Here is a 17,836-nt window from a genome sequence, read left to right as displayed (position 1 = left end):
GTTTTCCTCCCTATTCCGCAAATGTTCCCAATGAATCTAGAATTTCTTGATAATATTCAGCACGTGTTGCGTCTTCTTTCTTTAGTTCTTGACCAATCTCACCATCTTTAATGAATAGAATTCGATCACAGAAACTAGCTGAGAATGGATCATGCGTTACAAGTAAAATAGAAACATTATCTTCACGATTAATCTTTGTCAAAGTATCCAATAATGCTCTAGCACTCTTAGAATCCAAAGCACCAGTTGGTTCATCCCCGAAAACAATTGATGGTTGATGTACCAAGGCACGAGCAGCTGCAACACGTTGCTTTTGACCACCAGATAACTCAGTTGGATAGTGATTCAAAATATCTGTTAATCCTAATTTTTCAGCAATACTCATTACTGATGGCTTGATTGATTTTACTGGTTTATTTTGTAAAGCTAACGGTAAAGCAATATTTTCATAAGCTGTTAAATTCTCCAAAAGATTGAAATCTTGGAAAATAAAGCCAATTTTATTGGCTCTAAAATCAGCCATTTGATTATTATTCAATTTAGTAATATCTTGACCAGCAATTTCTACTTGACCGCTAGTTGGTGTATCTAATGTAGATAAAATATTTAAAAGCGTTGTTTTACCTGAACCTGAAGCACCCATAATCCCTACGAATTCGCCAGGTTTCACCTCAAAATTGACATCTGATAAAGCCTTAAACTGTTTCTCTCCAGCCTTACCGTAAATTTTTTCAACATTTTGTACTTCAACTATTTTTTCCATTGGTACTTCCCTCCACGTATTGCATTTTTAGTTTGATTAAGATGCCGTTCTCCGCAACAAAGAAAATTGGGCTGGAACTTAGTGGGCACGACTTGGAGCCTTTTGGCTTTGCCAATAGTCTTCAAGCTCGGCCTTCTACTAATCTCACTTTGTGAGCTAAGTAGAATTTCACTACTGAACCCTTTTTCTTTGTTGCCCCGAACTAGCGTATTGTCTTTTATATTTGCTATCACCACTGCAAATTTAAACATCAATAATAGAAATCAATCTCTAGTCGGTAGTTAAATCTCTGTGGATGCTCAGTGGTGAAATTGTTCTTAGTGGTGAAACCACTAAGAACAATTTCAATCTTGAAGACAATGCGAATTTCATTGGCTCCAAGTTATGCCCACCACGTTCCAGCGTCCACAGAGATTTCACGGACGACGGTATCCTTAAAACAATCTTTATAACTCTTCATTCGATATATCTATCATAACGGCTAAACCATTTTGGGTCGTTCGATTCTCCTTACAATTTCTTACATTTTTGTAAGTCATTGTTACATTAAGCGATATAATATTTTAGAACGTCGATTCGCAAAGATGTTCTAAAATTTAAAACACTAAGGGGTGTATTTCCGATGGGGAAAAAAATGCCAGAAATGGATTCTAAAAAATCCTATATTAGCTGGCCTGTTGTTGCTTTAATGGATTTTGTTACAGTTATCGGATTCGATGACATTGTTTACAACTTTCATAACCAAGGATTAGGTATCGTATTTACTTGGATTCTTATGCTATTTTTATTCGTTGTACCTTATGAGATGATGGTTGGTCATCTTGGTTCAACTTTTAATGAAGAAGGTGGTGGCGTTACTTCTTGGGTTCGTGCCACTGGTGGTAACGTTTGGGGTTATATTTGTGCTTGGACTGTTTGGGTTTCAAGTTTGCCTTATATTGTCGATGTTGCTAATTCAACTTTGATTTCATTCGGTTGGTTGATTAACGGTAATAGTTCAATGTCAGACAAAATGAGTAACTCAATGTTTGCTCTATTGACAGCCGTCATCTTTACCATTTTTATCTTTATTCAACATCGTTTGAGAAATTCTCTTCAAATTTTGAGTATCATCGGTGGTGGTGCAATGTTTATCATCACTATTCTTTATGTGGTTATGACCTTCGTTTACTTGGGACAAGGCAACATGCCTCATACTCAACCATTTACGATTAAATCGTTTATTCCTAAATTTGATATGCATTATCTATCAACATTTGGACTAGTTATCTTTGCGATGAACGGATCAGAATTTGCGGCTCCATATGTTACTGAAATGAAAGATGGTAAGCGTGACTTTCCTAAAGCTATGTGGATGCTTGCAATCATGACAGGATTTTTAACTGTTCTTGGATCATTTGCATTGGGTGTCTTCTTCAATGCCCACCACTTGCCAAATGATTTGAAAATGAATGGTTCTTATTATGCTTTCCAATACATGGGTCAAGAGTTTGGAATGGGACAATTCTTCCTATACTTATTTGCTCTTACTCAAGCCTTGTATATGATGGCTCAATTAGCTGTCTTACTAGATGCTGGTACCAGAATGTTCTTATCTGATACAGCCAAAGAGTACTTACCAAAGGGTTTAACTAAAACTGATAAGCGTGGTTTACCAATCAATGGCTATTGGTTAACTACTGGTATCTGTACTTTAATCATGGTTTTGAGTGCTACTTTGCCAAACATGAATTCAATCTTTAATCAACTATTGAATTTAAATGGGATTGTTTCACCATATACAACCTGTTTCTTATTCAGTTCCTTTATTCTAGTCAGATTACATGACGATAAATTCAAGTCAGACTTTACCTATATTAAGAATAAGTACTTCGCTATCTTAGTAGGTATTTGGTGTTTCGCTATTACTTTCGGAGCTGCCACTTTAGGTATCTTCCCTACAGACGAAAAGCCAGGTACTGCTGCTTGGACTCACGTTTTGAGTTTGAATATCATCGAACCATTGATAATGATAGCTATCGGTATCATCTTGCCTTTACTTGCTAGATATCAAAGAACTAAAGAAACTAACTAATTTTAATTTGTTGTACACTAAGGAAAAAAGGTTGGAGCGATCATCATGAAACAAAAAATTGCAGTACTTTCAGACGTTCACGGCAATATCACCGCTTTAAAATCAGTCTTAAATGACGCTGAAAAAAACGGTGCTAAAGAAGTTTGGTCCATAGGAGATATTGCCATCGGTGGTTCATCTACTGAAGAATGTTTCCAATTATTAAGTGAAGTTAATACAACTCAATACTTGATGGGCAACTGGGAAACTGCCTTTTTATCGGTTATCTCAACTCAAAGTGTTGATTTAGATAATCCTAGCCAAGTATATTTTGCTAATTTAGTTCAATATGACTTGGAACATTTTACTTCCGGAAGAATTCAACAAATTAAAGATCTACCTTTGACTGGTCAAAAGACTATCGAAGGTATTAAATTTTCATTAACTCATAATTTACCTACAAGTAACCGTGGTCATGAGCTTTTTGCTTATAAAGAACAAGCTAATTTTGACGAGTTAGATATTGGCTCAGATATGGATGTTGCCATTTATGGTCACACTCATACTCCATTGTGGCGTTACACCACCGAAGGCCAAATGATTTTAAATCCAGGTTCAGTTGGTCAACCTTGGTATAGTCGTCCTAGTCTAATGAAAGACCGCGATGCCAGTTATATTTTATTAAGTTTGGAAGATGACAAAATCAGCGATGTTGATTTCCGCCGTATCACTTATGACATTCAAACCGAATTAAACAATGCTAACCAATTAGGATTTCCATATCCTTCACTTTATAAAGAACTATTAACTACCGGTCATGCATCTACTCACGATAAAGCTAAACTTCAGAAAATTAATCAAGCAAATAATTATCGTCAAAAGGCCAAGGAGTTTCTTGTTGACTTATCAAGCAAATAAAGGTTAGTTTGAAGGTAACATTATAAATAATTCAATAAATCTTGGGGAGTAGTCATATGGTTGATGAAATTCTAAAAAATATCGAAAAGTACGATACAATTATTATTCTCAGACATCAAAATCCGGATCCTGATGCGATTGGTTCACAAACTGGTTTAGCAATCATACTGCGTGAAGCTTATCCTCAAAAAAAGATCTATGTCGCTGGAATTGATCTACCCGTTCTCGATTGGATTGGGAGCATGCAAAATGTTTCACCTGAAACTTATCAAAATGCCTTAGTGATCACTGTCGATACAGCCAATTCACCTCGTATTGACAATAATGGTGACTACAAAAAAGCTCTTAAAATTATTAAAATCGATCACCATCCTAATGTTGATCCTTTTGGTGATATCAATTGGGTAGATGAAAATATTTCTAGCTGTGCCGAAATGATCTACTCTCTAACTGAAAAATTAGCTCCCTTAAATATTTCCAAAAAGAGTGCGTATAGTCTTTATGCCGGTATCGTTGGCGACACTAACCGCTTCTTATATGCTGAAACTAGTTATCGTACCTTGAATATTGCCGCTAAATTGGCTAAAACTGGAATTAACATATCCGAAATAGGCCTACATGAAGATGAAATGTCTATTCAAGTCGCACGTTTAGAAGCTTACATTTTGGATAATCTTAAAATCACCAACTCTGGATTTGGTTATATTATTATTCGTAAAAACACTCTAGAAAAATTCAACTTAGATGACGGTGAATTGGACCACGTTGTTCCTTTGATTGGACGTATCAACAATGTTAATAACTGGATTGTCGTTAGCGAAAAACACCAAAATCAATTTAGAGTAAATCTAAGATCAAAAAATGTTTCTATCAATGGCATCGCTGAAAAGTTTGGCGGTGGCGGTCATCCCCTTGCTAGTGGTGCTTACGTTGGCAGCATGGATGAAGTTTATGCTTTGATCAAAGATATGGATAATTTAAACAAACAAAAAGAAAATACTTATCGTTAACTCAAATTAAAAAATAAGAACAGCATCTATTAAGAATGCAGGTATATATTTTACATACCTCAAATATTTCTTAACAGACGCTGTTCTTTTTTATTTATGGATCGCTTAAATATTCTGCTCGACTCTTTCATTATAGTAGACAATCTTAGGTTTAAATTCATCACTATCAAAGTGAACCTTGGTTAAAGAAAGATTATTAGGTTCGATTTGATCTAACAACATTGGTGCATAAATATTTACCAAGGCCGTTAAAATTGCACTGTGGGTAACTACAACTACTGGTTTTGTTTCAGCCTTTAAAATTTTTTCAATTCCGCTTCCAAAGCGGCTCCAAAACTCCTTACTCGTTTCAGCAAAATGAGTAGGATCTAATTTAGCAATTTTATCCTGCATTTCATTCGCATTCATCTCTGTTAAAGTTCCTTCCACAGATTTACCAGAAATTTTAGCATAAGTTTCTTTCTTCGATTGACCTTCAAAACTTCCATAAAATTGTTCTCTTAGTTCAGGCATAGTCACCATCTTAAAGGGTTTACCACCTGCCGCCTTAAAACCATTATTCAATTCAGTAACAGTTTGAACTGATCGGTTCATATCACTACAATAGATTGTTTCAGCTATCGTACCTAAATTGCCCAAAGTCCGTCCCATTCGATAGGCTTCTTCATGACCAGCTTTTGTTAGAGGAGTGTCTGACCAACCTTGCATTTTACCCAAATGGTTAAAATATGTTTCTCCATGACGGATAAAATAAATATCCATACTTATCAACTCCTATTTTGATACTTATTTTTCAAGAGAATTGTAATCTTGTCAGAAATAAAAGACAATTTTTTAGAATTTTTAATTAAGCAAATTCGGACCGTTGATCTGAAATAATAAAAATTGTAAAATTCAAAATAATTGTCGTAATTTCTAATTAGTAATACTATAAATGTAGAGAGAGTCAGTGATGACGTTCACTGCAATAATTCATAAGAATTTGACGACGTCTACCTTATTTGAGGTAGGCGTCTTTTTTATCTAAAATTTCAGGAGGTCTGATTATGTTCGATAGTTTACTTTTTCAAGATATTAATCATCAACCGCAAATTCTACCAACTGATGATCCGATTTTTCAGGATTTAAATTTAGAAGATCTATTTACAAAAATTAATCAACTGACTGGTTATGACATTAGAAAAATTAATCATCAGCCCCTAACAAATGACAATGAAATTCGATACCGTCAGGAAACATTTAAAGACTTTCAAGAAGAATCAGTCTATCAAGCTTTTGAATATTTCACTAAACAAATGCTCTATAATTTTCAACAACATACTGAACTTCACAAACTAGATCCTAAATCTTATCGTGAACACAATCTAGTTAATATCCTTGATAATGAATTTGAAGCCATTGATACCCTTCTTTCAAAGCTAGAAAATAAATCTTTGTCTTCCAGCGGTTTAAGCAAATTCATTAGTTATCTTAAGAAATACCAAAATTCTGACAAAATCAAGACTATAAAAAGCAAAATTACAATTATCAATCGGGATTTTAACAATATTTATTATCGTTTATATTTAAACGGACGTACTGTTACAGTTGAATCCTCGCCCAAACACAAAGAAAGCATGAATGATAATTTTAAAGAGACTTTCTCCCCTATATTTGAATCAATTCAAGACATGGATTCCCCAGTAAAAATGGAAGATAATCGTTCTCCTTATAGCATGAATAATTTACAAATCTCAATCATTACCCAACTGTCTAAACTCTACCCACAACAATTCTTAGAGTTAAGTAATTTTTACAACCAATATTCCCGCTATCACGATCAATTAATTGAAAATACTGTGCAGGAACTTACTTTTTTCCTTGCTTGGCAAAAGGTTGAAAGAATAATTAGTACACAAACTGATCTTTCTTTCACTCTCCCTATTCTTACCAATGACGGTAGTGAAAAAGTTATTAATAGTTTCGATTTAAATCTTGCCCTTAAATTAATACAAAGGACTGATCATCCACAAATAATAACCAATCAATTTACTTTGAATCCCAATAAACCATTTCTTATCATTTCAGGACCTAATCAAGGCGGTAAAACCACCTATGCCCGTATGACTGGACAAATTTTCTATCTGGCAAGATTAGGAATCGCCATTGCTGGTACTTCCGCCAAAATCAAAACTCGGAAAAACATTTTTACTCATTTTGATCGTCAGGAATCCAGCAATAAACTCAGTGGTTTATTAGAAATTGACATTGATCGTATGTATCAAATCACCAAAAAAGTTGATGCTCACAGTTTTGTAATTCTAAATGAACTTTTTTCCTCCACATCTGAAGAAGATGCCACAGAATTAGGTAATCGTATTCTAAAAGAATTAGATCAAAAACATGCAACTGGGATTTATGTTACTTTTCTAGAATCATTGGGTGAAAATTCACGTGTACAGACACTAATGAGCCAAGTCACATCTAATGCTAAACGTACCTTTAAAGTTATTCCTGAAAATTTAAATGGCCAAGCATATACCGATATTCTATTGAAAAAGTACCGGCTGAGCCAATCTGACATTGAAGGAGAACTATTAAAATGAAAACTAACTTGATTTCAAAAAAAGACCTCGATTTATCAAAATTTCAACTCAACGATCTTCAAGAAGATGTCCTTGAAGATTTGGAATTAAAACCAATTTTGGAAATTATGTCTGATAAAGATAAGTTTCTCAATCAAACCATTTTAAAGATTTGGTTTAATCCTTTAAATACAGCTGAAGATATTATTTATCGTCAGGCGGCTATTAAAGATGCCTTGAAACACTCTCAAGAAATTCACGATTTATACCAAATTATTGTTGAAACTATCAAAACTGTTCGTAGCGAATTTTGGACCTTAGATTCTGGTTCTGCTTCATACAAGCTACATAGTTTTGCTCGTCAAATTGATATTTATTTAAAATATATCGCTAAAATTGAAATTTTTTCTAACGTTGACTGGCAATCTAGAAATTTTCAAAACTTTTTTGGTCGGCTTAAAAATACTTTTTCTCCACAATCACTTTCCGCTATGCATGATTTAATTGATATTATCGTCACCAATAATACTTACAGTTTTCCCGTCAAATTAAATAAAAATTTTGGCAGTGATGTTTCAGATTTAGATTTCAATAAAAAAACCAATCGACTTAGCGATATGATGGGTTCTATGAAAATACGTTTTGAAAAAAACGAAATCAAATTTGTTATCCCCGAACGTGATGATGACAGCAGCAATGCTCTAGGACATTACAATAATATAGCCGATCTAAACTTAGCCACTAAAGTTGTTAATACAAAATATGAATTTGAAAATTTTTTTAATGAATTAAAATTTCAAATGGGATTTTTATTAGGAAACGTTCGTCTCAAGAATGCCCTAACTAACATTAAAATCACTTATCCGACAATCGCTCCAATGACTGATATTAAAGAATTAAAAAACGTAGTTCTTCTATTAAACGATTCCAACCATGCAAAAATTGTAGGCAACGATTTAACTGGCAATATCTCACTTGTTATAATTTCTGGCACTAATCAAGGCGGAAAAACCACTACTTTGAGAAGTCTAGGTCAAGCTCAATTGATGATGGATTCCGGTATGTTCGTTTTTGCTGACAGCTATCAGGCTCCTATTTACAGTCGAATTTTGACACATTTCAAACGTGAAGAAGACTCCGAATTAACTAGTGGAAAGTTAGATAATGAGCTATATCGTATGTCTAATATTGTCAAAAATATAACCTCCAAAAGTCTAATTTTAATGAACGAATCTTTCTCATCTACAAATGAACACGAAGGTTCTCAAATCAATGCTCAAATCGTTTCTGGATTAGTAAATAGCAGTACAACCGTAATATCTGTAACTCATCAATTTGAATTTACTAAATTATTAGATTTAAATGACGATGTAAATCCAATCTTTCTCAGACCTGAGAGAGATCAAAATGGACATCGTAATTTTAAATTACTCAAGGGTTACCCACTCAAAACCAGCTTTGGTATTGATATATATGATCGGATTTTCGGAACTAACAATAATTGATCCTAGTTCCATTTGTTTTAGGAATCTTCCCATGATACGATAACGCTAGAAACAAGTTTGATAATAAAAGTTAAGGGAGTTTGAGATGAAAAAAATAATTGCTTCTATTCTATTGAGCATTTGTCTTATTCCAGTAGGAACAACTACTGTATCTGCAAGTACCGAGAACAATACCGAAACATTAATTATCGCTTAACCAGTTAAACGTGATTCATACAAATATAAAATTTATAAAATGAACCACAAAAAAATGGTCGCTGCCAAAACTATCAAAACCTACAACAAAAAGGGTATGAAAAATTGGAAAGCCCAAAAAGTTCAAATCAATGGAAAATCATGGTGGAAAATTGGCAACAATCAGTACTTTAAACCTTCCCAACGTGTAAGGACCGTTATTCACGAAAAGAATGGTATTAAAACTCATTTAAACTATGTAAATTAAAAATAGATCAGTAACCGCTTTGGTTACCGATCTATTTTTAATTATGAGCCATCAGATAAATAGCTAAACAAATAAATACAATCGTTAGAGAAATCATATATGTAAAAAATAATTTATCACCCTTAGGAAGTGGCTTTGGATATCGGAAAGCTCTTGTAACTCCATCGATAAATATAATTACTGGTGTATAAACACACAATCCAGTCAAACCAATTACAAACAAATTTGTCCAACTATTACCACTCAATCTCTGAAAAAGGCTGTATATAAACACTAGTAACAATAAAATTGTTGGTAAAATTTCTAATCTTCTCTTCATTTTCTTTCCCCATTGATTTATTTGGCCTAATTATGAACTTTCAAGATCAATGGAGATACCAATTTATCGAAATTATCTACTACTTAATCAAAAAGGCACCAAAGACTAAAAAGATAATTCCAACTATCAGAGAAAAATAAACACCCATGAAAACATACGGTTGAGGATTCTTAACATTTTTCTTGATATTATAATAGGTTTTCCGACCAATATAAATTTGATATATTCCCATCAAAATGACAACTATTCCAATTAATTCTGCACCCATATTTTTCACTTCTTTCTAGAACCATCATATTCTATTACAACCGAGAAGCCTAGCTTGATAATCATCAGACTTGAAGTCAATTTAGTAAATGAATATTTCAAGTATTCAGACGATTCTTCTTACAATGCTTAAAAATATTATTTGCTAGAAACATCCGTTCTTTTCCTTCTTAAAGAATCTCTTTTATCATAAAGGTCATTAATCAAAATACTATTTTTATCTTTTACTATATCTGTAATACCTTGTTTATCAACAAATCTAAAATTTTTTCTTTGTAGGAAAGAAATAATGGTCGGTAACATCTTATGCTCTTTAGACTCTTTCCAATAATATTGTCTTAAATTCAAGACAATTTTTTCGTTATCTATAGTCGTAACTTCTAAGTAAAATTTTTCCTGCATTAATTGACTGTATCCGGCAAAATACCAATCAAATGAAATAATCGATTTGGGTGCCATATCGTAGAGATCCAAAATAATTTCCATTTGCTTAATCTGTTTATAAGATAAATATTTTGTTCTTCGTAAATGTAATAGAGCTTCTATTGGCATAATTAATTCTTTGACAACGCTTTTATCAATTCTATTAATACTCGGATACTTTATTCCAGAACGACCTATGGTCCAATAGTTATAGTAATTCTTATAGTCGATAGGAGATATATAAATAATTAAAAGATAAAAAATAAATTCAATCATCATCAGATTCAAAATTTCTAATAATACACTTCCATGTATAGATTCAAAGCTGATAAATCCAATGATAGAAAGTATAATAAGCATCACCAAAACTGGCTTTCTATTTTGGGGTCTTCCAAAATCAAATGGAAAATGTAAATAAGGCTCACCAGTTATTAATTCATCTAAAGAAATATTCAACATGCCACTCAAAGAGATCAAATTGTTAATACTAGGTAGGTTTTCTCCGGTTTCCCATTTGGAGATTGACTGTCTTGATATATTTAAAGACTTAGACAACTCTTCTTGAGACAAATGATTCTTCTTGCGATATTTGACAATATTATTTGCTAAGCTCATCTTCTTCACTTCCCCTTTTCATAATTAAATTATAGGTACTAAATCAGAAAAAAAGCACGCACTTATTGCTTGCATCGTTATATAACAGTTAAAAAACACAAAAAATGGATCTGCATATATCAGATCCATTTAAAAAGTATATCAAAGCCCGAAAATATCAGTATTGCACCAAATAAAGAGCCATATAAAAGTGCAAAACGACTAAACTTCGGAAATTTCTTATTCTCTTTTTTCATATTAATAAATGCCTTAATCGTTACATATATTTCTCCGCAACCAAAAATTAAAATCACTAAAGCAATCAAATTAGACATATTCGGTCCCTTCTTTCTCTTAAGACCAATTCATAGTCACATCGTACTCTCTTAAGTGATAATAAAAAAAGCTTTAGCCATAGACATAACGTCCTTAGCCAAAACTCTAAGAAAAATATTTTGAAAAATTAAACATTGAGCCAATTAAAGAGACCATTCCAATAACAACCATTATTAGAGAAAAAATGCCGTTAATAGTACAGACATTATTCCAAGGGAAGTTAATCAAAAATGATAATCCCAAAACGCCTATCCAAAAGTATTTTCCTTTATAAAAATCGTTATTAAAATTCACGCAGACCCCTTCTTTACTCTGTTATTATCTTGATAATACTCCAAAAATTTATTTTTGTGCCAATTTAATCATAAACGTACATTTTCTTATCCTGAATGTAATCTAACGCCTTGTTTCGAAATAATTTTGTAACAAATATATATTAAAAACACTCGTAATAATAATTCCCAAAATATCAAATAAGCAAAATTTCAAAAAAGTGTCGCTTGGTGATACACCCCAATAAAGATCTATTGTAATAATTGACATTTGCATAAAAGTAAATAGAATAACCCCAACACTTAATGCCAAAATTAATAATCCCACAAAGGCACTAGTGAATCTGCACTTATTTATTCCTAAAAAATCACTTAAATAACTCACAAATAAATGTATCAAAGTACTACTAGTCCAAACCAATATAATGCTTAATATAATAATTAAGTCATTTTCAATAAGTAAGTTCAGCCGCATATCCTTAAAGTTTACGAAAAGATCAAAAAAATGATTATTAATATGCATAAAATATGGGCTCATATGCATATATGCTGAACTAAAGAAAAATATTGTTGCTACAATTCCTAAATACCCATATGCCACACAAGTTGTTAATAAATTACTAAAATACAATTTGGTTTCACTTATTGGAATTAATCGATATCGATTATTGGAAATAACTGATTCATTTTTTCGAACTAAAAAGATTATTCCAATAAAATACACTAAGCATGTAACATTCATTGTGATAGTTTCTCTATAATCCCATTTAGCCAAACTTACGGCAAATACCAACGCATCAAAGAACAAAATCAAGTTAACCAATTTAAACTTATTCCACATTAAATCTTTTGTTACACCCAGAACGCTACTCATATTCAAACCATCCCATAGCTAATTTTGAATTCTTTTAATTTGATTTAACTAATACCAACCGAGTTAATTGATAATGCCGTCGTCCGCAAAATCTCTGTGGACCACTGGAATGTGGTGGGCACAACTTGGAGCCAATGAAGTTCGCATTGTCTTCAAGATTGACCTTGTTCTAAGTGGATTCCCCACTAAGAACAATTTCACCACTGAGGGTCCACAGAGATTTTGTTCCCGACTAGAAATTGATTTCTAATATTATTATTCAAACTTGTGGCACCTTACTATTGCATGCTTGTTATATACTTATTTTCCAATATTTAGAGTTTTCATATACAAATGTAAAAAATCAATAAAACCAGTCCGGAGTAACAAAGAAAATGGGCTCAGTAGTGAAATTCTACTAAATTCGCGTACTTTGCGGATTTAGTAGAAGGCCGAGCTTGAAGACTGTTGGCGAAGCCAAAAGGCTCCAAGTCGTGCCCACTACGTTCCAGCCCAATTTTCTTTGTTGCGGAGGACGGCATACTTTAACTATTTTGCTCAGTATTAGTTACAACCAAATAAAAAAAGAATTATTTTAGTAGTGTTTTAACGAATTGTTTCGATCCATCTCTTCAAGAAATAAATATTTAATACCGTAAAAATCACTAACCAGATGGCGCTGACACCAATACTTATCCAGATAACATTATTGAATTGATTTAAGTTATTAATCCCTTCAGGTGTCATATTTTCATATACAAATTTAAAGACGCTTCCCGTTGTGTAATTAAAAATTACCAAACCAACAAAAGTAACAACTACATAAAGAATAAATTTAACCAATTTTTGTCTTCCAAAAGCTAAGAAACCGCCGATCCAATTTATCAAGAAATGAACTAAAGTAATGCCAGTCCATATAAGGATCATTCCTATAATGGTCAATAGAATAAACTGCCCCATTGTCATTAGATCTTCCCCACTTAGCTTGGGCATCTGGCCAACTCCACCGGCAGTCATAAACTCAATAATATTACCAATAACAACTCCTAAAATTTGTAAGTATACATATGCCAAAAAGGTCGTTAAAATATTGCTAAAATATAATTTCGTATCGGAAATAGGTATTAAACGATAATTGTTGCTGGTAAATACGTGCTCATTACTGCGAGAGAGCATTATAAAACCAACAAAACTAACTATTCCTGTTTCAAAGGCAAACACTCCTACAAAGTAGGTGGGCATTATTTCACCATTCCAACCACCAGTTACTAACCTAAGTAAGTAGATTGCTACAAAAGCAATTAATTCAAAAATAGTTACCCAGTTTATTAGTTTCCATTTATCACGCATCAAATTTTTACTTAAATTGACAAATTCGTTCATTTTGTAACACTTCCTTCATAAACACCCTCATAGTATTCTTCAACTCCAAGATGATACTTTTTCTGAATGGCTTCTACTGAACTGACTTCATAGATGGTCTTGTCCTTAATAATAATTACATCATCAAGTAAGCTAGCTATTTCAGTTACATAGTGGTCACTGATAATAAAAGTTGAATCGTCATTTTTCCAACGAATAATACTACTAATGATTTTCTTACGTGACATGCTGTCAATTCCACTTAATGGTTCATCTAGTAGATAAAGTTTGGTATTACGGGATAAGGTCAAGGCAATTACTAACTTACCTAATGTACCTGTTGAAAGACCTGATAAACGTTTGTCATTATCTAAGCCTAAATACTGAGAAATCTCTTTATATTTAGAAACCGAAAAATCAGAATAAACATTCTGATAAAATTTAACGACTTCACTAAGTTTAGTGTTTTTCGCAAAACCACCTAGTTGATCACTTAAACTGACATTTTCTTTAACTGCTGCTTTCTTCGTCGTTCCATTCACCGTTATAACGTCTTCTGGAATCGAGTTAACACCCGCAATCAAACGCATCAAGGTTGTTTTACCAGCACCATTTTCCCCTAATAGACCAATGATCTTGCCGCTCGAAACAGATAGATTAATATTTTCTAGAATTGTTTTATTATTCTTTTTATAATTTAAATTTTTAATATTTAGAATCTCTCTCATATCGTTCTCCCCCTTTACTTTGTAGTTTCAGACCACTTGTTCAAAAAGTATAAATTAATCATTGTGAATACAATAATCCACAAAACCATCATTGCCATTCCCGATAAAATCACATGATTGACACCGCTAAAACTACTATTCATTCCATTAATTCCCATAATTTTTAAAACATTAGCTGTAATAAAATTGAATGGGATCAAAAATATCCAAATTACGACTAAACTCAAGATTACTTTTCCAAAGCTCTGATTTTTAAAAGGTAAAAAACCATTTATCCAATTTATAATTTGATGTATCAAGGTTATAGCAGTCCAGACCAACAAAACTCCTAAAATAAAAGCTATAAAAATTTCAAATTTAAAAAGATATTGTTGAACTGAATTAAAATCTTTAATCATCATCCCATCATATGGATTGGGGAATACTTTACAAGCAACTACATAAATAATTCCTTCACCAATCGTCAAGTATAGATAAGTTACCCATGCTGTCAAAATATTACTGGCATATAAAGTATTATCACTAATAGGAATCAATCGATATTTGTCATTGGTGTACGTTTTTTCAATGGTCATTGAAAGTAGTACTGTACCAAAAATCATGACCATTACAACGCCACCAGTAAAACTAGTAATATCCGTATTATGAATCAGGTAATTATACAATTGCAAAAGAATGATTACGGCAATATGTATGCCCAATAATAGACTTATGATTTTAAACCTATAACTTAATAATCGTTTACTAACTCTTCCAAAACTACTCATCATTTGTCCCTCCCTCGTAAACCTGTTCATAGTAAGCTTCAATTCCTAAATGGGACTTGTTTTGAATATCCTCGACTGAACTTACTTCGTAAACCTTATGATCCTTTAAAATAATCACATCATCTAGTAAGCTAGCTATTTCAGTGACGTAGTGCGAACTTATGATAATTGTCGATTCATCGCTCTTCCATTGAATAATACTTTTTATGATTTTTTTACGAGTCATGATATCAATTCCATTCAATGGTTCATCAAGAAGATAAAGCGCTACTTGTCTAGATAAAGTCAATGCAATAACCAATTTTTCGCCACTACCAGTTGATAGATCCATTAATTTTTCATCACTATCAATATCCAAATACTTAGCTATTTCTTGATATTTTTCTAATGAAAAATCTGGATAAATATCAAGATAAAATTTTACGATATCTTTTACCTTGATCCGATTATTCTTTCCAATTTGATTATCTTTCAAACTCTCTATTGAATATGTCATACTAACGCAAGACTTTATGGCGGCTTTACTTTCAATACCTGAAACTTTGATTTTTCCAGCCGTTTTAGCATTAACTCCGGCAATCAAACGCATCAAGGTTGTCTTACCAACACCATTTGCTCCAAGCAAACCAACGATTTTACCATGATCCAATTCAAGATTGATGTCGTCTAAAATTAACTTATTATTTTTTTTGTATTTTAAATGGTTAATTTCCAAGACTCTACTCATGATCTTGCTCCCTTTGTTTGACGTAATTATTAAAACTAGTAGTGATCTCTTTATCATTCATGTTCAAAGAATGTAATTTGTCATAAGTTGTATCAAACATTTCAGTGACAATATGATCCTTTAATTTACTCACAATACTTACATCCTCCGTCACATAATTACCCTTTCCTCTTTGAGGAATGATGACATTCTCTTCTGTCATTTCTTTCAACGCCTTTTGAACGGTATTTGAATTGGCTGAAAATTGAACAGCTAGTTGTCTAACTGATGGCAACTGTGAACCCAACTCATATTCGTTACTAATGATTTTGCGATATAAAATGTCTTTGATTTGAAGATAGATGGGTATGTTATCGATGTATTCCATTTCTTCACCTTCTTACTGTTCTAGTACACTAATACAGTAAAACAGATAATAAAAAAAAGCAATCGTTTTTTAGACAATTGTTAAATTTAAATTTTTATACAATTTGTAAATATCATTTAATACTTTCTAAAATCAAAATCATGCTACATTTAAGTCAAATTGGGAATGGATATGAAACGAAAGAACTGAAATATCATGCTAAAATTTGGTAAAAAAGTTACTTCTAGACCCATGCTGATCAGCCTATCTTTGGCACTAATAGTAGGACTATTATTTGGCTTAAATATCTCTAAAAAGCTTGGTCTACAAATGGGCATTATTATTTTCATTATGCTGTTTATCGGACATTACTTTTTTATTTTGCCTACTATCTTCAACTATTGGGATTCCGAACAAAATTTTATCCGTTATAGCGATATTAAAAATTGGAAAAATCGTCTAATAGCTATGTTTTTTCCAAAGCACCTAGCTCTTAGAGATATCCCCAAGAATCAAATTAAAACCGTTTTGATATTAGGTCTTCCACAGCCAAAATCTAATCTATCATCAAAGTTAGTTGTTTCTGAAGAAAGCGGCTTTATGTACAACCTATTACTAATGCTCAATGAACCAGTAAAAGTTAGATTGATTTTAGTGAATAATAAAACAGTCGATCTTGATCTATCGAGAGATTACGTTCATAACGCTCAAAAAACCATTGGCAAATTACGATTATTTCTCAAAGGATTCAATCCCTCCGTTGTTCAACTTTCTGAAGAAACTAAAAAATTCATCAGTATATAAAAAAAGCTCTACTCACTGACCTAAGTCAATAAGTAGGGTTTTTATTTAGAACCACACAGGCATCATCATGGCAGCTATGGCCGTACCATCATACTTCATAGCATTAGTTTTTAGTTGATTATGTAAAACAATTAAACTTTTAGGAAAATTTTCTTTATGTCCTAAATATTCCAAGGCAATCTTTTTACATATTCTTGAGGATGTCAAATCAACATTTTGATTTTTTTCTAAGTCTTTGGCTTCTTTTAAAATCATATCTTTAAGGTCTTGATGATCTTTCATATCTTCAGCACCATAAGCTGTACTTAACTGATCCATAACTAAAGTTACTTTTTCTTTATTTTTCATAGAAGTCATCTCTTTCAAAATTATTATCTAATTGGCACTTTTTCAAAAATACTATAAAACTGTGACTTATCAACTGAGTTTCCTCGGTAAGCACCATTAAATCCAGCTCTCTTGGAAAGATTTCCTAATTCCATCAAAGCTTTTTCTTCATCATGATTCAAACTCACACGGCTAAAACCGGCAACATAAATATAATGCACCATACGATTGAGCAGTGCTTCTGGATTCTTAGCATCATCAATTTTTTTATATACTTGATATAAAACATCAGTCACATCTAGTAAATATGAACTTTTCTCATCATGTTGCATTAATGATCCGTATAAAATGTGTATATTCTTTTTAGCTTCTTCTCTGATATCCATAATTATCTCCTTTGAAAACAATTCATTTGTTTCTTTCTGGTTCTAATTTAGCATCAGGGAATTTTTCTAA

21 protein-coding genes are annotated in these 17,836 nt (G+C 32.3%); 7 read left to right on the top strand and 14 right to left on the bottom strand.

The features are described 5' to 3' along the window. Window positions 1-10: 10 nt before the first annotated feature. Window positions 11-763: an ABC transporter ATP-binding protein gene (locus tag LAB100_RS07965; RefSeq protein WP_119326649.1), complete on the bottom strand. Its 753-nt coding sequence runs from the start codon at window positions 761-763 to the stop codon at window positions 11-13. A gap of 622 nt (window positions 764-1,385) precedes the next feature. Between LAB100_RS07965 and LAB100_RS07960 the strand changes: the two genes are divergently transcribed. The 3 genes from LAB100_RS07960 to LAB100_RS07950 are packed head-to-tail and all read left to right on the top strand — an operon-like array spanning window position 1,386 to window position 4,744. Next, window positions 1,386-2,837: an APC family permease gene (locus tag LAB100_RS07960; RefSeq protein WP_119326647.1), complete on the top strand. Its 1,452-nt coding sequence runs from the start codon at window positions 1,386-1,388 to the stop codon at window positions 2,835-2,837. A 45-nt stretch (window positions 2,838-2,882) separates the two neighbouring features. After that, the gene (locus tag LAB100_RS07955; protein ID WP_119326646.1) at window positions 2,883-3,734 is read left to right on the top strand and encodes a metallophosphoesterase family protein; all 852 of its coding nucleotides are present in this window, start codon (window positions 2,883-2,885) and stop codon (window positions 3,732-3,734) included. Between the two features lie 56 nt (window positions 3,735-3,790). Then, window positions 3,791-4,744 (top strand): DHH family phosphoesterase, encoded by a 954-nt coding sequence (locus tag LAB100_RS07950; RefSeq protein WP_119326645.1) that lies wholly within the window; start codon window positions 3,791-3,793, stop codon window positions 4,742-4,744. Between the two features lie 105 nt (window positions 4,745-4,849). Here the strand turns inward: LAB100_RS07950 and LAB100_RS07945 are convergent, their stop codons facing one another. Continuing rightward, a complete protein-coding gene (locus LAB100_RS07945; protein WP_119326644.1) occupies window positions 4,850-5,506 on the bottom strand; it encodes a histidine phosphatase family protein in 657 nt (218 codons plus the stop codon). A gap of 284 nt (window positions 5,507-5,790) precedes the next feature. On the opposite strand from LAB100_RS07945, the gene LAB100_RS07940 reads away from it, so the two are divergent. The 3 genes from LAB100_RS07940 (at window position 5,791) to LAB100_RS07930 (ending at window position 9,255) form a co-directional block, all read left to right on the top strand. Then, complete coding sequence (locus tag LAB100_RS07940) at window positions 5,791-7,329, top strand: MutS-related protein (protein ID WP_119326643.1); 1,539 nt, start codon at window positions 5,791-5,793, stop codon at window positions 7,327-7,329. Next, on the top strand, window positions 7,326-8,813 hold the full coding sequence (locus LAB100_RS07935) for a MutS-related protein (RefSeq protein WP_119326642.1): 1,488 nt from the start codon (window positions 7,326-7,328) through the stop codon (window positions 8,811-8,813). The genes LAB100_RS07940 and LAB100_RS07935 overlap by 4 nt, the downstream gene beginning before the upstream one ends. A 235-nt stretch (window positions 8,814-9,048) precedes the next feature. After that, entirely contained in the window at window positions 9,049-9,255 is a 207-nt protein-coding gene (locus LAB100_RS07930; RefSeq protein ID WP_126322032.1) for an SLAP domain-containing protein, read from the top strand. A gap of 37 nt (window positions 9,256-9,292) precedes the next feature. Here the strand turns inward: LAB100_RS07930 and LAB100_RS07925 are convergent, their stop codons facing one another. From LAB100_RS07925 to LAB100_RS07880, 10 genes are all read right to left on the bottom strand, one after another. After that, a complete protein-coding gene (locus LAB100_RS07925) occupies window positions 9,293-9,574 on the bottom strand; it encodes a LasU family protein (protein ID WP_119326640.1) in 282 nt (93 codons plus the stop codon). Between the two features lie 79 nt (window positions 9,575-9,653). Further along, window positions 9,654-9,842 carry a hypothetical protein gene (locus tag LAB100_RS07920; protein ID WP_119326639.1) on the bottom strand — a complete coding sequence of 63 codons (189 nt, stop codon included), beginning with the start codon at window positions 9,840-9,842 and terminating at the stop codon, window positions 9,654-9,656. Window positions 9,843-9,979: 137 nt separating this feature from the next. After that, the gene (locus LAB100_RS07915; RefSeq protein ID WP_119326638.1) at window positions 9,980-10,879 is read right to left on the bottom strand and encodes a helix-turn-helix domain-containing protein; all 900 of its coding nucleotides are present in this window, start codon (window positions 10,877-10,879) and stop codon (window positions 9,980-9,982) included. Between the two features lie 119 nt (window positions 10,880-10,998). Next, window positions 10,999-11,193 carry a hypothetical protein gene (locus LAB100_RS07910; protein WP_119326637.1) on the bottom strand — a complete coding sequence of 65 codons (195 nt, stop codon included), beginning with the start codon at window positions 11,191-11,193 and terminating at the stop codon, window positions 10,999-11,001. Window positions 11,194-11,590: 397 nt separating this feature from the next. After that, window positions 11,591-12,340, bottom strand: a complete 750-nt coding sequence (locus LAB100_RS07905) for a hypothetical protein (protein WP_119326635.1) — start codon at window positions 12,338-12,340, stop codon at window positions 11,591-11,593. A gap of 585 nt (window positions 12,341-12,925) precedes the next feature. Then, on the bottom strand, window positions 12,926-13,702 hold the full coding sequence (locus tag LAB100_RS07900) for a hypothetical protein (protein ID WP_119326634.1): 777 nt from the start codon (window positions 13,700-13,702) through the stop codon (window positions 12,926-12,928). Continuing rightward, on the bottom strand, window positions 13,699-14,409 hold the full coding sequence (locus LAB100_RS07895) for an ATP-binding cassette domain-containing protein (RefSeq protein WP_119326633.1): 711 nt from the start codon (window positions 14,407-14,409) through the stop codon (window positions 13,699-13,701). The genes LAB100_RS07900 and LAB100_RS07895 overlap by 4 nt, the downstream gene beginning before the upstream one ends. Before the next feature lie 14 nt (window positions 14,410-14,423). Beyond that, window positions 14,424-15,179: a hypothetical protein gene (locus LAB100_RS07890; RefSeq protein WP_162894222.1), complete on the bottom strand. Its 756-nt coding sequence runs from the start codon at window positions 15,177-15,179 to the stop codon at window positions 14,424-14,426. Next, entirely contained in the window at window positions 15,169-15,903 is a 735-nt protein-coding gene (locus LAB100_RS07885; protein WP_119326631.1) for an ATP-binding cassette domain-containing protein, read from the bottom strand. Before LAB100_RS07885 ends, LAB100_RS07890 begins: the two co-directional genes overlap by 11 nt. Then, complete coding sequence (locus tag LAB100_RS07880; protein ID WP_119326630.1) at window positions 15,896-16,270, bottom strand: GntR family transcriptional regulator; 375 nt, start codon at window positions 16,268-16,270, stop codon at window positions 15,896-15,898. The genes LAB100_RS07885 and LAB100_RS07880 overlap by 8 nt, the downstream gene beginning before the upstream one ends. A 195-nt stretch (window positions 16,271-16,465) precedes the next feature. Between LAB100_RS07880 and LAB100_RS07875 the strand changes: the two genes are divergently transcribed. Continuing rightward, entirely contained in the window at window positions 16,466-17,053 is a 588-nt protein-coding gene (locus LAB100_RS07875) for a hypothetical protein (RefSeq protein ID WP_119326629.1), read from the top strand. A gap of 45 nt (window positions 17,054-17,098) precedes the next feature. On the opposite strand, the gene LAB100_RS07870 is transcribed toward LAB100_RS07875, so the two are convergent. Further along, a complete protein-coding gene (locus tag LAB100_RS07870; RefSeq protein WP_162894221.1) occupies window positions 17,099-17,401 on the bottom strand; it encodes a bacteriocin immunity family protein in 303 nt (100 codons plus the stop codon). A 23-nt stretch (window positions 17,402-17,424) separates the two neighbouring features. Then, the gene (locus tag LAB100_RS07865) at window positions 17,425-17,766 is read right to left on the bottom strand and encodes a bacteriocin immunity protein (protein ID WP_119326627.1); all 342 of its coding nucleotides are present in this window, start codon (window positions 17,764-17,766) and stop codon (window positions 17,425-17,427) included. Window positions 17,767-17,836 lie beyond the last annotated feature (70 nt).

Origin of the sequence: Companilactobacillus musae (genome assembly GCF_003967595.1) — a bacterium.
Classification (GTDB): Bacteria; Bacillota; Bacilli; order Lactobacillales; family Lactobacillaceae; genus Companilactobacillus; species Companilactobacillus musae.
Note: the sequence above shows the minus strand (reverse complement) of the source record. Positions and strands in the feature narration are given on the sequence as shown.